At 73.3% G+C, this 14,467-nt stretch carries 13 protein-coding genes and 1 pseudogene; 9 read left to right on the top strand and 5 right to left on the bottom strand.

What is annotated here, in order from left to right; all coding sequences use genetic code 11:
* Nucleotides 1–104: 104 nt before the first annotated feature.
* Entirely contained in the window at nt 105–2,225 is a 2,121-nt protein-coding gene (locus tag ACIRQ7_RS11535) for an alpha-galactosidase (RefSeq protein ID WP_404261799.1), read from the bottom strand.
* 257 nt (nt 2,226–2,482) lie between these two features.
* Between ACIRQ7_RS11535 and ACIRQ7_RS11530 the strand changes: the two genes are divergently transcribed.
* The gene (locus ACIRQ7_RS11530) at nt 2,483–2,827 is read left to right on the top strand and encodes a DUF1330 domain-containing protein (RefSeq protein WP_401466576.1); all 345 of its coding nucleotides are present in this window, start codon (nt 2,483–2,485) and stop codon (nt 2,825–2,827) included.
* A gap of 25 nt (nt 2,828–2,852) precedes the next feature.
* On the opposite strand, the gene ACIRQ7_RS11525 is transcribed toward ACIRQ7_RS11530, so the two are convergent.
* Complete coding sequence (locus tag ACIRQ7_RS11525) at nt 2,853–3,800, bottom strand: aminoglycoside phosphotransferase family protein (protein ID WP_404261797.1); 948 nt, start codon at nt 3,798–3,800, stop codon at nt 2,853–2,855.
* A 137-nt stretch (nt 3,801–3,937) separates the two neighbouring features.
* Here ACIRQ7_RS11525 and ACIRQ7_RS11520 point away from each other — a divergent pair, with 137 nt between their 5' ends.
* A complete protein-coding gene (locus ACIRQ7_RS11520; RefSeq protein WP_404261796.1) occupies nt 3,938–5,110 on the top strand; it encodes a CapA family protein in 1,173 nt (390 codons plus the stop codon).
* A 176-nt stretch (nt 5,111–5,286) separates the two neighbouring features.
* Nucleotides 5,287–5,907: a TetR/AcrR family transcriptional regulator gene (locus ACIRQ7_RS11515; protein WP_404261795.1), complete on the top strand. Its 621-nt coding sequence runs from the start codon at nt 5,287–5,289 to the stop codon at nt 5,905–5,907.
* A gap of 129 nt (nt 5,908–6,036) precedes the next feature.
* Here the strand turns inward: ACIRQ7_RS11515 and ACIRQ7_RS11510 are convergent, their stop codons facing one another.
* On the bottom strand, nt 6,037–6,642 hold the full coding sequence (locus tag ACIRQ7_RS11510; protein WP_404261793.1) for a TetR family transcriptional regulator: 606 nt from the start codon (nt 6,640–6,642) through the stop codon (nt 6,037–6,039).
* 106 nt (nt 6,643–6,748) lie between these two features.
* Between ACIRQ7_RS11510 and ACIRQ7_RS11505 the strand changes: the two genes are divergently transcribed.
* The 6 genes from ACIRQ7_RS11505 to ACIRQ7_RS11480 all read left to right on the top strand — a co-directional run bounded on the left by ACIRQ7_RS11505 (nt 6,749) and on the right by ACIRQ7_RS11480 (nt 13,441).
* Nucleotides 6,749–7,438, top strand: a complete 690-nt coding sequence (locus tag ACIRQ7_RS11505) for a nitroreductase (RefSeq protein WP_404261791.1) — start codon at nt 6,749–6,751, stop codon at nt 7,436–7,438.
* Nucleotides 7,439–7,820: 382 nt separating this feature from the next.
* Nucleotides 7,821–9,041 carry a cytochrome P450 gene (locus ACIRQ7_RS11500; protein WP_404262301.1) on the top strand — a complete coding sequence of 407 codons (1,221 nt, stop codon included), beginning with the start codon at nt 7,821–7,823 and terminating at the stop codon, nt 9,039–9,041.
* A 58-nt stretch (nt 9,042–9,099) separates the two neighbouring features.
* Entirely contained in the window at nt 9,100–9,294 is a 195-nt protein-coding gene (locus tag ACIRQ7_RS11495; RefSeq protein WP_404261789.1) for a ferredoxin, read from the top strand.
* A complete protein-coding gene (locus tag ACIRQ7_RS11490; RefSeq protein WP_404261787.1) occupies nt 9,291–10,637 on the top strand; it encodes an NAD(P)/FAD-dependent oxidoreductase in 1,347 nt (448 codons plus the stop codon). Before ACIRQ7_RS11495 ends, ACIRQ7_RS11490 begins: the two co-directional genes overlap by 4 nt.
* 59 nt (nt 10,638–10,696) lie before the next feature.
* Entirely contained in the window at nt 10,697–13,162 is a 2,466-nt protein-coding gene (locus tag ACIRQ7_RS11485; protein WP_404261785.1) for an ABC transporter, read from the top strand.
* Between the two features lie 66 nt (nt 13,163–13,228).
* Nucleotides 13,229–13,441, top strand: coding sequence for an EF-hand domain-containing protein (locus ACIRQ7_RS11480; protein WP_401466550.1), 213 nt, complete (start codon nt 13,229–13,231; stop codon nt 13,439–13,441).
* A 15-nt stretch (nt 13,442–13,456) separates the two neighbouring features.
* On the opposite strand, the gene ACIRQ7_RS11475 is transcribed toward ACIRQ7_RS11480, so the two are convergent.
* Together ACIRQ7_RS11475 and ACIRQ7_RS11470 are read right to left on the bottom strand one after the other, a co-directional pair.
* Nucleotides 13,457–14,233, bottom strand: a complete 777-nt coding sequence (locus tag ACIRQ7_RS11475; RefSeq protein ID WP_404261783.1) for a LysR substrate-binding domain-containing protein — start codon at nt 14,231–14,233, stop codon at nt 13,457–13,459.
* A 67-nt stretch (nt 14,234–14,300) separates the two neighbouring features.
* Nucleotides 14,301–14,378 (bottom strand): annotated as a pseudogene (locus tag ACIRQ7_RS11470) (hypothetical protein); the annotation flags it as partial.
* Between the last annotated feature and the right edge of the window lie 89 nt (nt 14,379–14,467).

Here is a 14,467-nt window from a genome sequence, read left to right as displayed (position 1 = left end):
GTGAAGTTCTCAAATCAAGGCGTGAACTTCACGAGATGGTTGTGATTTCTGCGCCCGCAGCTACCTCCCGCCACACACGGTCACCATGGCGCGCTCGTCCGCGCTCACTGCCGTACCGCCTCCACCAGCACCAGCCGCTCCGGGAACAGCGTCGGCGCCCGCACCCCCACCTCTGCCAGCACCCGCCCGGGAAGCGTCACCCCCTTCTCCCACCACGGCAGGACGGAGGGGGACGGGCCCTCGGGGCGGTCGCCCGGCGCGAGCGGCGTCACCCGGTGGTCGGCGTCCGGATCCAGCCCCGGCAGCCGGACCCTTCCCGCGGGCGCCTGCACACTCGTCGCCGTCTGGACGAGCGCGAACACCGCCCGCGCTCCGTCGGCGGCCACCACACCGTGCACCCACAGCGCCGGATCGGGGTGATCGCCGCGCACCACCGTCCCGGTGTGCAACAGCGGCCGCAGCTCCCGGTACAGGGCCACCCACTCCGCCAGCCGCGCCCGCTCGGCCCCGCTCGCCGCCGTCAGATCCCACTCGATGCCGAAGTGCCCGAACAGCGCCGTCCCGGCGCGGAAGTCGAGGGTGTGGGTGCGCCCCGTGGTGTGCGCCACCGGCGCCCCCACATGGGCGCCGAGCAGCTCCGGCGGCAGCAGCAGCCCCGTCCACCGCTGGATCCGCTGACGCTCCAGCGCGTCGAGGCAATCGCTGGTCCACACCCGGTCGGTGCGCTCCAGCACCCCCAGATCCACCCGGGCGCCACCCGACGCACAGGACTCGATCTCCAGCCGCGGATGCCGGGCGCGCACCTCGTCCAGCAGCCGGTAAGCGGCCGTCGTCTGGTGATGCGCGGCCGCGTCCACCAGGTCGCGGTTGTGGTCCCACTTGAGATGGTCGATGCGGTACTCGCGCAGCAAGGCGTCCAGCCGGCCCAGGATGTGCGCGTACGCGTCGGGGCGCGTGAGGTCGAGGACCTGCTGATGGCGGGAGGCGGGCGGCAGCCGGGACGGGGTGGCGGCCAGGAGCCAGTCGGGGTGGGCACGGGCCAGATCGGAGTCCGGGTTGATCATTTCCGGTTCCACCCACAGGCCGAACTCCAGGCCGCGCGCGTGCACGGCGTCGATCAGCGGATGCAGCCCGTCCGGCCACACCTCCTCGTCGACATACCAGTCGCCGAGTCCCGCACGAGCGTCCCGCCTCCCCCGGAACCACCCGTCGTCCAGCACGAACCGCTCCGCGCCCGCCTCGGCCGCCGCCCGCGCCAGCTCCTTAAGGGTGGCCAGATCCTGGTCGAAGTAGACCGCCTCCCAGGTGTTGAGGGTGACCGGGCGTGCGGAGGCCGGATGCCGCGCACGCTCCCGCAGATGCCGGTGGAAGCGGCCGGACAGTTCGTCCAGCCCGTGCCGCCCGTAGGAGCCGTGGACCCAGGGCGAGGTGTAGGAGGAACCGGCGGCCAGGCGGATCTCGCCGGGCAGCAGCAGCTCCCCGCCGGCCAGCAACGACCGCCCGTCGGGGAGGCGTTCGGCGAGCGAGCGGTGGTTGCCGCTCCACCCCACATGCAGCCCCCACACCTCCCCGGACCGGAAGCCGAAGCCCGCCTCCCCGGCGATCTGCAGCAGCGTCGCATCGCTGCCGGTGCGCCCGCGGCGGCCCTCCCGCAGATGGCTGCCGAGCGTGAACGCATGCCGCTGCGGGGCGCGTTCCCGCAGATGCCGTCCGGTGAGATCGAGGATCTCGGTGGCCTGCGCCGGAACGGGCAGGGCGGGAGTCAGCTCGGTGAGGTGATACGGCCCGGGGCCGGTGTTGGTGACGCGGGCGCGCAGCCGTACCAGCCCGGCCACGGTCAGCTCGGTCTCCAGGGTGAGCGCCAGGCCGCCGTCCTCGTCCACCGCCTCGACGGTGAGCCGCCCCGCGGCCTCCCGCCCGGATGGCCGTACGGATCTGCCGCGCACCGTGAACGCCGGTGCCGCGCCGCCGGTTTCGCGATGGCCGCTCAGCCCCGGGGTGCCGGGCCAGCCCGCGGACTGCTGGGGCAGCACACTCAACGGGACCGGTGCGTCCGGTGTGCTGGAGACCTTCTGGGCGGCATCGGCGCGCACCAGCGCGGCGAGCTGCGCGGGCGTCAGCTCACCGAGATCCGCGCCCCAGTGCGGGACACGCGGCAGTCCGCCGCCGGAGAGGTCCAGGACCAGGCTCGTACCGGCGGCCCGGAAATGCAGAAGAGCGTCCATGGGCGGGTGTCCCCTTCGTGACGCGTGGGCGGCGAACGGTGGCAACACGGAGCCCGTTTTCCTACCCCCGGTGCGGCGAGGGCATTCGCCCGGGACATCCACCGGGGACATCGGGCACCACCGCGATGACCCCGGAGGTAATCGACCCACCGGTCACCGGCTGGAAATGTGGGGGGCACCGCGGTACTTCGCACCGCGACGCACGACAGCGCACCCGGCGCGGCACCTCCCATCCCGTGTGACAGAGAGGCACTCCCATGAGCGCGTTCGCCCTCGCCCACCTCCGGCCCGGCCGGCCGCACGCCGATATCGCCCGCTACCTGGACAGGATCCAGGCGACCATGGACCCCTTCGGCGGGCGGTTCCGCGTCCACAACGCCCAGGTCGAGGTCCGGGAGGGGAACTGGCCCGGCTTCGTGGTGGTCATCGAGTTCCCCGACCTCGACCGGGCCCGCGCCTGGTACGACTCACCCGCCTACCAGGACATCCTGCCGCTGCGCACCCGGCACCTCGACGGCGACGTGATCCTGGTGCCGGGCGTCCCCGCCGACTACGACGCGTCGGCGACGGCCGCGACGAGGCGCGCGGCGGCCGGTGCCTGAGCCGTGCCGGGCCCGCCCGCCGACCTCACACCCCGGCCAGATCCGCCAGGACCCTCGCGCGCGCCAACTCCTCGGCCCCGCCCGCGACATCGTCGTGATCCGCGCTCCACAGCGCGCTCTCCACACCGCGCGCCACCGACCAGGCCAGCAGCCGTGCCGGGTCCTCGCCCAGCACGTCGGCGACCAGGGCGAAACGCTCCCGTAGCAGCGGCCGCGGGTCCGGGTGGGCGAAGGGATCGTCGGTCTGCATCAGCAGCGGCCAGGGGTCGTACGCCGGGTCGCCGATCATCGGCTTGGGGTCGATGGCCAGCCACGGTCCGCGCTCCGACGCCAGGACGTTGCCCGGGTTGAGATCGCCGTGCACCACGACGTCCCGGGTGGCCGTGTGCGGCAGTGTGCGCAGCAGTTCGGCGCCGAGCGTGACCAGCCCGGCGTCGTAGCCGGGGCGCAGCCGGAACATCCGGTCCTGCAGGACGTCGGCCCACTCGGCACACACCGGTCCGACCCGCTCCAGCACCCCCTCGGCCGGGGCGGGAGCGGCCCACAGCCCGCGCAGCAGACCGGCGGCGACGGTCAGCTGCCCGGCGGGCGGCAGCGTGGCGTCGCCGAGCGGGGTGCCGGGCGTGCACCGCTCGATCAGCAGCGCGCCCCGCTCGCGGTCCCAGCGGTGCAGCCGTACGGCGCCGTTGCCGCCCCAGGTGTGCAGCGCCGGCGCCTCGCCGTCGGCCTCGCGGTGCGGCCAGGTCACCTTGAGCACCGCGGGCGCGCCGTCCGGCCCCTCGGCCGGCGCCACCCACGAGCAACTCCCGCCGTGGAAGGGGGCGCCGAGCCGCAGCTCCCAGCGTTCCTCGATCTCCCGCACGATGTCCGGCAGCCGGTCGAGCCAGGCCCGCCCCGAAGGGGTCCGGCCCATTTGCGTGATCACGGGGAGTCCGGCCGGGAACCGGTCGCCGGGGAACGGGGTGTGCGCCATCCGAGCAGGGTACGGGCGTGCCCGTCGTCCCTGCCCTCCCGGTGGGCCGCAGGAGCCGTGCGGCCGTACGGGGGACCGCGCCGGACACCGGCCGCCAGCGGCGTTTTCCTGCGATCGTCTGCTGATATGTGTCGGGCATGAGCGCCCACAAACGGTTTGCCGCCCTCACCCTGATCGCCGCACTCGCCGTCGGGTGCGGAAATGGCGATGTCTCGCCGGGGGCCGCGCCGCCGTCCCAGGAGGCGGAGCCGAGCGGCAACGCGGGCGCCCCGCCGGCCAGGGCCGACGGCCGGCGGCCGTTCACCCTCGTCGCCTCCGGGGACGTCATGCCGTCCTACCCTGGCGTGCTGGAGACGGCTCAGGACGACGCGCCGGGCGCCGGCTACGACTACCGCCCGATGTTGGCCGGGGTGAAGTCCGTCATCTCGTCGGCGGACGTGGCGCTGTGCCAACTGGACGCGCCGCTGGGCCCGTTGGAGGGCCCCTTCAGCGGCCATCCCGTTTTCCAGGCCCCGCCGCAGCTGGCCACCGCCCTCAAGGACACCGGCTACGACTCCTGCTCCACCGCCTCCAACCACACCCTGGACCAGGGAGTGGAGGGTGTGCACCGCACCCTGAAGGCGCTGGACACGGTCGGGCTGCGGCATGTCGGCTCGGCGCGCAGCGCCACCGAGGGCGCCCGCCCGGCGCTGCTGCGGGCCCGCGGCGGCGCGCGGGTGGCCCAGCTCTCGTACACGTACGGCACCAACGGGGTCCAGCGCCCGGCGTCCGCGCCGTGGACGGTGAATCTGATCGACGAGCGGAAGATCACCGCGGATGCGCGGGCGGCCCGCCGGGCCGGTGCGGACGTCGTGGTCGTCAGCCTGCACTGGGGTACCGAATACCGCACCGCGCCCAATGAGAAGCAGATCAAGCTCGCCCAGGCGCTCACCGCCGGGCAGACCGACGGCCGCCCGGACATCGACCTGATCACCGGCACCCACGCGCACACCCCGCAGCCGTACGAGAAGGTCAACGGCACCTGGGTGGTCTACGGCCTCGGTGACCAGATCTCCGGTGCCATGACGAAGCCGCAGGGCAACTGGGGCAGCATCGCCCGCTTCCGGTTCGCCCCGCCCGACGGGCCGGGGGAGCGCTGGCAGGTCACCAAGGCCGAGTACATCCCGCAGCTCGCCGCGCAGGGGCCGCCGCTGCGGATGCTCAACCTCGCGAGGACCGGCAAGAAGAAGCACGCGAAGGCCCGCACCGCGATCCGCGAGGCGGTCCTCGGCCGGGACGCGGCCGAGGACGGACTCAAGCGGGGGAAGTGAACGGGCGGGTGCCGGGTGCCGGGTGCCGGGTGCCGGGTGCCGTGTGCCGGGTGCCAGGGTGCCCGGGGTGCGGAAACGGGCCGGTGGCGGGGCGTCCTCGCGTACGTCCCCGCCGTCCCGGTGTGAAACGCTGGTGACGAACCCCGTCGGCGAGCCAGGGAGAGGACCGGAGGGCAGTGAGCGAGAGTGCGGCCGTCCGGCCCCGTAACCCGCGCGGCCAGGGAGAGCGCCTGCGGGAGGAACTCCTGCGGGCCACCGAGCACCTCCTGGAGGAGGTCGGCAGCGAGGACGCGCTGTCGCTGCGCGCGGTCGCGCGGGAGGCCGGAGTCGCCGCCCCGAGCATCTACCGTCACTTCGCCGACAAGACCGAGCTGGTCTGGGCGACCCTGGAGATCAGCTTCGAGCGGCTGGCGCGGGCGATGGCCGACGCCGCCGCGAAGGCGGACGCCGACGATCCGGTGGCGCGGCTGCGCGCCCAGCTGCGCGCCTACTGCCGCTACGCCGTCGCGCACCCCGCCACCTACCGCCTGCTGTACGAGACCCGGCAGACGCCGGTCGGACCCGAGCGGCTGGCCGGACATCCGGCGGGGCTGCTGGTGCGCAGCTGGCAGGGCGCGCTGACGGCGTGTGAGGAGGCCGGCTGGCGGGTGCGCGGCTCGCGCGCCGAGGCGCCGTATGTGCTGTGGTCGTCGGTGCACGGCCGGGTCATGCTCTGGCAGGTCATGCCGAGCCGCAAGGACGCGCGGCGGCTGGACCGCTTCGTGGACGAGATCCTGCAGTTGCTGCTGGAGCGCTGAGAGCGGCGGGCGACGCCGCCCGGCCGTTCTGCCTTTTCGGGCACCGCCCTGTCATCACCTGGGCCGTTTCGTTGGGCTCACCAACGCGCCACCGGCCCGTCGACCACGCCTGCCCGGACGTCTTCCTCGTCAGCTCTCTCTCGGCAGAGCCTGATCGAGGAGGATTTCGGCCGCCGCCCGCGCGTGCCGGCCGTAGTCCGCCTCGTCCAGCACCATGGCGCGGCTGGCCGCCCCGTCCGCGAGGGTGGCCAGTTGCTCGGCAAGTGAGAGGGGTTCGCGGCAGCCCAGCTCCGCCACCAAGGCAACGATCAGTTGCACCATGCGCAGCTTCTGCTCCCGGGCGTAGGAGTGCACGGCGCTCTCCGGGTCGGGGAACTCCGCGGCAGCATCAATGAACGGACATCCGCGCACCGGAACCGCGTCCGCCACCGGCTGGTCGAACAACGTGAGAATCCGGTCACGCGGAGGGATGTCCTCGCGGGTCAGCACGCCTTCCAAGGTGGCCCCCGACAGTGCGAGGCCCTGCAAATGGGCGATGACCAGATCGTTCTTGGTGCGAAAGTGCGCGTAGAGCGTCCGCTTGGAGACCGGCGCTTCCTCCGCGACCTGTTCCATGCCGGTCGCGGTGATGCCCTGGGTCGCGAACAGCCGGGCGGCGGCAGCCAGAATGCGCTCCCGCCCGCCACGCCCCCGCCGCTGGGGAGCCGTTGCCGCCGTACTCACCGTTGCATCCATGAGGAAAGTATACGCATGCGTTTACTTCATTCGTCATGCTGCGCTAAGGTGACCTGCGTATGTAAACGGTTCCGTTTACATGAGCTCTCCGTCACCAAGGAGTCCCATGAGCAGGTTCGTTCCCACTGAGCTGAGCGGCTGCGCGGAGAAGCTGATACGCGGCCGGCACGCCACCCGCGCGTTCCGTCCGGACCGCGTACCCGAGGACACCATGCGCACGATCTTCTCGCTGGCCGGCACCGCGCCGTCCAACTCCAACGCACAACCGTGGCAGGTGGAGGTGGTGAGCGGCGCGGCACGTCAGCGCCTGGCCGATGCCTTGCTGGCGGCCCACGCCGGCAGACGCACCTCGGTGGACTTCCCGTATGCCGAGGGGATGTACGCGCAGGCGCACCGGGCTCGTCGGGCGGCGTTCGGCGCCGAACTGTACGGGGCGCTGGGCATCGGCGCCGACGATCACACGGCACGTGCGGCCTACGACACGGAAAGCCTGCGCTTCTACGGCGCCCCGCACGCGGCGTTCCTCTTCGTCCACGGTGAAGGAGAGGCGCGGCTGGCCGCGGATGTCGGCGCCTACATGCAGACGCTGCTCCTGGCGATGACCGCGTACGGCGTGGACAGTTGCCCGCAGGGGTTGTTGAGCTTCTACGCCGACACCGTCCGTTCCGAACTCGGCGTCACCGGAGGTAAGTTGCTCGTCGGCATCTCCTTCGGCCATGCCGACGAGGCCGCGCCGGTCAATCGCGTCAAGACCGAGCGCGCTCCACTCGAGTCGACCACGGCCTTCCACGGCTAGGCCATTTCGTTTGGGTCATCGTGCGGACCGGAGGGGCGAAGCCGGTGGCCACGTTGGTCCGCCGGGACGGGGATCACGGCCCGGATGCCGAGGTGGTGAAGGTGGTCGCGGAGGGCGCGGGAGGAGTGTGCCGTGTCCGCCAGGACCGTGTCCGGCCTCGTGCAGGGCCGTCCACGGCGTCGGGGAACGCGCAGGCGTGCCATGACGTCGGGGGAGGCGGGCGCATCGCCACAAAAGCGGCCTCACCCCTGTCCGGTGACGCCTCGCCACCCCGCCACGGATACCTGCCCTCTACATGTGTAAGTTTACGAGTGTTAGGCGAACCGTCGACTCATGGCGCACGCCCCCTGCCGGCGTGCGCGCGAGAAGCGAGATGAGCGAGATGACACTTTCCACCGCCCCGGCGCCGCTGCCCGTCGAGCCCCCGGCCGGCTGCCCCTTCGACCCCCCGGCCGAGTTCGGCACGCTGCGCACCACGGAGCCGATCTCCAAGATCTCCCTCGCGGACGGCAGTTGGGCCTGGCTGGCCACCCGCTACAGCGACATCCGGGCGATCCTCGGCGACACCCGCTTCAGCTCCGACACCACCGTCCCCGGCTACCCGCTCAGCGGCATGACCGGCGGCGCCAACACCGCCAACCGCGGCTTCATCCGCATGGATCCGCCCGAGCACACCCGGCTGCGCCGGATGGTCACCCGCGAGTTCATGGTCAAGCGGGTCGAGGCGCTGCGCCCGGAGATCCAGCGCATCACCGACGAGCTGTGCGACGCGATGGAGCGGGCCGAGGGGCGCGCGGCGGGCGGGGTGGACCTCGTCGAGGCGCTCGCGCTGCCCGTCCCCTCGCTGGTCATCAGCCTGCTGCTCGGCGTCCCCTACGACGACCACGACGTCTTCCAGTCACTCACCGGCAAGCTGCTCTCGCGCACCATCGCCGACGACGAGCGGGAGAGCGCACGACGCGAACTGCGCGACTACCTCGACCAGTTGGTCACCGGCAAGGAAGCGGCGCCCGGCGACGACATCCTCGGGCGGCTCATCGTCGAGCAGCAGCGAACCGGCGAGATCAGCCATGACGACGTGGCCGCCTTCGCCGCCCTGCTGTTGATCGCAGGCCACGAGACCACCGCCAACATGATCGGTCTGAGCGCCCTCACCCTGATGCGGGACACGGAATCCGCCGAGCGACTGCGCCAGGAGCCCGCGCTGATCCGTGGCGCCGTCGAGGAACTGCTGCGCTTCCACAGCATCATCCGCAACGGGCCGCGCCGGGTCGCCACCGCCGACATCGAGATCGGCGGACACCTCATCCGGGCCGGCGAGGGCGTCGTGGTGGCCGTACCGTCCGCCAACCGTGACGAGAGCGTCTTCGCCGACGCCGACCGTCTCGACGTGAGCCGCCCCAACGCCCAGCACCACGTCGCCTTCGGCTACGGCATCCACCAGTGCCTCGGCCAGGCACTGGCCCGCGTCGAACTCCAGGTCGTCATCGGTACCCTGCTGCGCCGCTTCCCGGACATGCGGCCCGCCGTGCCGGTCGACGAGATTCCGTTCCGCACCGACATGGCGATCCACGGCTGCCACGCGCTGCCCGTCACCTGGTGACACCGGGCCGCCACCCCACCCGTATCCTCCCCTCACCATCCCCATGGAGCTTCCTGCCATGAAGATCACCCTTGACGCCGACAGGTGCTGCGCCGCCGGGCAGTGCGTGCTGATCGCCCCCGACGTCTTCGACCAGCGTGACGAGGACGGCGTCGTCGTCCTCCTCGACGCCGCACCGCCCGCGCAAGCGCACGACGCGGTCCGCGAGGCCGCCGCCATCTGCCCGGCCGCGGTCATCGAGATCCACTCATGACCACCGCCACCGCCCGGCCCATCGCCGTCGTCGGGGCCTCGGCCGCCGGGCTCGCCGCCGTCGAGGCGCTGCGCCGCTTCGGCTGGAGCGGCCCGCTGACCCTCATCGGCGACGAACCGCACCTGCCGTACGACCGGCCGCCGCTGTCCAAGCAGCTGCTGCACGGCACCTGGGAGCCCGAACGGCTCCAACTGCGCACCGCCGAGCAGCTCGCAGGGCTCGGCCTAGACCTGCGGCTCGGCACCCGGGCGACCGGTCTCGACACCGCCACCCGCACCCTCACCCTCGACGGGGGTGCGCAGCTCGGCTGCGCCGGCGTGATCATCGCGACCGGCGTCACCGCCCGCACCCTGCCCGGCGCCGACCGGATCGCCGGAGTGCACACCCTGCGCACCCTCGACGACGCGCTCGCGCTGCGCGGCGCGCTCTCCGGCGCCGGGCGCCGCCTGGTGGTCGTCGGCAACGGCGTGCTGGGCTGTGAAGCCGCCGCCGTGGCACGGGAGCTGGGGCACGAGGTCACCCTCGTCGGCCGGGACCCGGTGCCGATGGCCGCCGCCGTCGGCGCCGAGGTCGGCGAACTGCTCGCGGAGCGGCACCGGGCCCGTGGGGTGCGCCTGCTCACCGGAGCCGTGGACGGCTTCGAGACGGCCGAGGCGGCGCCGGACGCCGGGCGGACACCGGCCCCGCAGGTCACCGCCGTGCACCTGGCCCATGGGAGAGCCCCCGCCGGTGCGGGCGCAGCCGGCGGGGGAGGCAGCGTGCTGCCCGCCGACGCCGTGCTGCTCGCCATCGGCTCCGACCCGGCCGTCCGGTGGCTGGACGGCGACCCGGCCCTGGACACCACCGACGGGCTGCGCTGCGACGCCTACTGCGCCGCGGCGCCCGGCGTCTACGCCGCGGGCGACGTCGCCCGCTGGGAGCACCCGTTGCACGGCCGGCCGCTGCGCTTCGAGCACCGGATGAACGCCACCGAGCAGGGCATGGCCGCCGCCCGCAACCTGCTCGCGGAACTGGCGGCCCCGACCGGGTCCGCCCCGGACGCCGCCGACCCCGCGCAGCAGCGCCGGCCGTTCGCCCCGGTGCCGTACTTCTGGTCCGACCAGTACGACATCAAGCTCCAGGCCTACGGGCTCACCACCGGCGCCGACCGGGTCGAGACCACCGTGCTGGACCGGGCCGGATGCCGCGCCGTCGCCCTCTACGGACAGAACGGCAGCGCCACCGGCGTCCTGGCGGCCGGCCTGCCGCCCCGCCAGGTCCGCGCGCTGCGCGCGGTGATCGCCGCACCCACCCCCTGGGAGGAGGCGCGCGAACGGGTCCGGGCCGCCACCACCGCGGACTGACCGTGCCCGACCGCGGCGGCGGTACCCGATCACGAGCGGCTGTGCCTGATCATGGAGGCATGGCCGACTCGTACGTACGGGTGCGCGGCGCCCGTGAGCACAACCTCCGCACCGTCGATGTGGACATCCCGAGGGACGCGCTGGTCGCGTTCACCGGGGTGTCCGGATCGGGCAAGTCCTCGCTCGCCTTCGGCACCATCTACGCCGAGGCGCAGCGCCGCTACTTCGAGTCGGTGGCCCCTTACGCCCGGCGGCTGATCCACCAGGTCGGCGCCCCGAAGGTCGAGGACATCACCGGGCTGCCGCCGGCCGTCGCCCTGGAACAGCGCCGCTCGGCGCCCACCTCCCGCTCCTCCGTCGGCACCGTCACCACCCTCTCCAACACCCTGCGGATGCTCTTCTCCCGGGCCGGCGACTACCCCGAGGGCGTCACCGAACGGCTCGACTCCGACGCCTTCTCGCCCAACACCGCCGTCGGCGCCTGCCCCGAATGCCACGGCCTGGGCCGCGTCCACCGCGTCACCGAGGACTCGCTCGTCCCCGACCCGTCGCTCTCCATCCGCGACGGCGCCATCGCCGCCTGGCCCGGCGCCTGGCAGGGCAAGAACCTCCGCGACATCCTCGCCGCCCTCGGCCACGACACCGCACGCCCCTGGCGCGAGCTGCCGCGGGCCGACCGCGACTGGATCCTGTTCACCGACGAGGAGCCGGTGGTCACCGTCCACCCGGTCCGGGACGTCGGACGCATCCAACGCCCGTACCAGGGCCGGTACATGAGCGCCAAGCGCTATGTGCTGCACACTTTCGCCGACTCCAAGAGCGACACCCTGCGCAAGCGCGTACAGGGCTTCATGGTCGCCGAACCCTGCCCGGTGTGCGACGGGCGGCGGCTGCGCCCCGAGGCGCTGGCGGTCACCTTCGGCGGCCAGGACATCGCGGTCCTCGCCGGCCTGCCGCTGAGCGCCCTCGCCGACCTGCTGCGGCCCACGGCGCAGCGGGCGGACGACGAGGTGGCCCCGACCCTCGCCCGCGATCTGGTCGCCCGTATCGAGGTGCTCACCGAACTCGGCCTCGGCTACCTCAGCATGGACCGGCCCTCGCCCACCCTCTCGGCCGGCGAACTCCAGCGGCTGCGGCTCGCCACCCAGCTGCGCTCCGGCCTGTTCGGCGTCGTCTACGTCCTGGACGAGCCGTCCGCCGGGCTGCATCCGGCCGACACGGAGTCCCTGCTCACGGTGCTGGGCCGGCTCAAGGAAGCCGGCAACTCGCTGTTCGTCGTCGAGCACGACATGGACGTGGTGCGCCGCGCCGACTGGCTCGTGGACGTCGGCCCGCACGCCGGCGAACACGGCGGGCAGGTGCTGCACAGCGGCCCGGTCGCCGGACTCGCGGACGTCGAGGGTTCCGCCACCCGCCGCTTCCTGTTCACCACCGAGCCGCCGCCCGGGCGCACCCCCCGCATCCCCTCGGGAGAGCTGACCCTGCACGGCATCACCCTGCACAACCTCCGCGGTCTGGACGCCGCCTTCCCGCTCGGTGTCTTCACCGCCGTCACCGGCGTCTCCGGGTCCGGGAAGTCGACGCTGGTCACCCGGGTCCTGGCCGAGGCCGTCGGCGAACACCTCGGTGCCGAGCGGGACGGTGCCGCCGGGTCCGGCGAGGCGGCGGACACCGACTCCGGGCCGATGGCGCGGGCCCAACTCACCGGCGCCCGGGGCCTCGCGGCCGTCGACCGGCTCGTGCGCGTCGACCAGAAGCCGATCGGCCGCACCCCGCGCTCCAACCTCGCCACCTACACCGGGCTGTTCGACGCCGTGCGCAAGGTCTTCGCCGCCACCGACGAGGCCCGCGCCCGCGGCTACACCGCCGGCCGCTTCTCCTTCAACGTCACCTCCGGCCGCTGCGAAACCTGCCAGGGCGAGGGCTTCGTCGCCGTCGAACTGCTCTTCCTGCCCGGCACCTACACCCCCTGCACCGCCTGCCACGGCGCCCGCTACAACCCCGAGACCCTCCAGATCACCTACCGCGGCCGCACCGTCGCCGACGTCCTGGCGATGACCGTCGACACCGCCGCCGGCTTCCTCGACGACGTACCGGCCGCCGCCCGCAGCCTGCGCACCCTCCAGGACGTCGGCCTGGGCTACCTGCGGCTGGGCCAGCCTGCTACCGAACTCTCCGGCGGCGAGGCGCAGCGCATCAAACTCGCCACCGAACTCCAGCGCGCCCGCCGCGGCCACACCCTCTACCTGCTGGACGAGCCCACCACCGGACTGCACCCCGCCGACACCGAGGTGCTGCTCAGCCAGCTGCACGGCCTGGTGGACGCCGGCAACACCGTCGTGGTCGTCGAGCACGACATGGGGGTGGTCGCGGGCGCCGACCACGTCATCGACCTGGGCCCCGGCGGCGGCGCGGACGGCGGCCGGATCGTGGCCACCGGAACGCCGGCCGAGGTCGCCGCAGCTCCGGGCAGCCGTACGGCGCCCTATCTGGCCCGCCGGAGGGCGCAGCCGGGGACGTCGTGACAGTCGGTTAATGTACCCAGGTCACATCACCGAGCATCACGCAGCACGACGAAGGGGGCACCTCTCGTGGCAGACATCGAGAAGGCCAGGGCGCAGTTCGACCGGTTCGACGGCGACAAGGACGGCCTGGTCACGCCGGACGAGTTCAAGCGGGCGATGGCCGAGATGGGCGACCCGTTCGTCACCGGCCCGATCGCCGAGTCCGTGATCAAGAGCAAGGACACCGACGGCGACGGCCGGATGTCCTTCGACGAGTTCTGGCAGGCGCTGCAGGACTGACGGCCGGCACGGCCCTCACACCCCCTCTTCTGCTGCCCCCGCGGCCGCACGCAGCGCCGCGAGACCGCGGGAGATGGGGGGCTGCCGCTCGCTGCCGCGGCGGACGGCCGCCACGAACCGCCGTACCGGCGCCGGGTTCCCGCACAGCGGTACCCGCACGACCGGGCAGCCGCCGGGGACCGGGGCCAGGCGGGGCAGCAGGCAGATCCCGAAGCCGTGCGCGACCAGCGCGGCGATCGCGTTCCAGTCGACCGCGCGGTGGCGCACCCTCGGGCTGAACCCTGCCGACGCGCAGGCGGCCGCCAGCAGTTGATGCTGGTCGGCCGGATCGCCCGCGCCGATCCAGGTCTCCGCCGCGGCCTCCGCCAGCGGTACGCCGTCCGCCGCCCGCGCGGCGAACGGATGCCCCGCCGGGACCAGCAGGTCCTGCCGCTCCTCCAGCGCGGTCCGCTGGGTGAACCGCGCATCGTCCGTCGGCGGGAGGCCCGGCGCCGGAATGACGACGGCGATATCGGCCCGCCCGGCCAGCAGCAGCTCGAAGCGGTTCTCCCCGGGATCCTCGCTGATCTCCACGTCCAGCCGCGGCAGTTCACGGCGCAGCCGCGCGGCTGCCGGCGCGATGACGCCGCTGATCGCCGTCGCGACACCGGTCATCCGCAGCCGCCCGGCCCCTCCTTCGCCGTGCTCCGCCAGATCGGCGCGGGCCTCCTCCCAGCGGGCGAAGAGCGCATCGGCGTGCCCGACCAGGGCCAGGGCCGCCGGGGTCAGCCGTACGTTGCGCCCCTCCGGCACCAGCAGTTCCAGCCCCGAGCCGCGCCGACAGCTGCCGTAGCTGCTGCGAGACCGTCGACGGCGTCAGACGCAGGGCCCGCGCGGTGGCGGTGACGGTGCCCTGTTCGGCCAGGACGCGGAGGGCCTGCAGACGGGGATCGATCACGCGCCGATCGTACGCAGCTGCCACATGATTGCGTGCGGAAACATTCGATGGACCCGAACGAACCGGAGCCCGGATGCCGGCGGCATGAA

It is taken from the genome of Streptomyces sp. NPDC101393 (assembly GCF_044767385.1).
Classification (GTDB): domain Bacteria; phylum Actinomycetota; class Actinomycetes; order Streptomycetales; family Streptomycetaceae; genus Streptomyces.
This window is presented reverse-complemented; position numbering and strand designations above follow the sequence as displayed.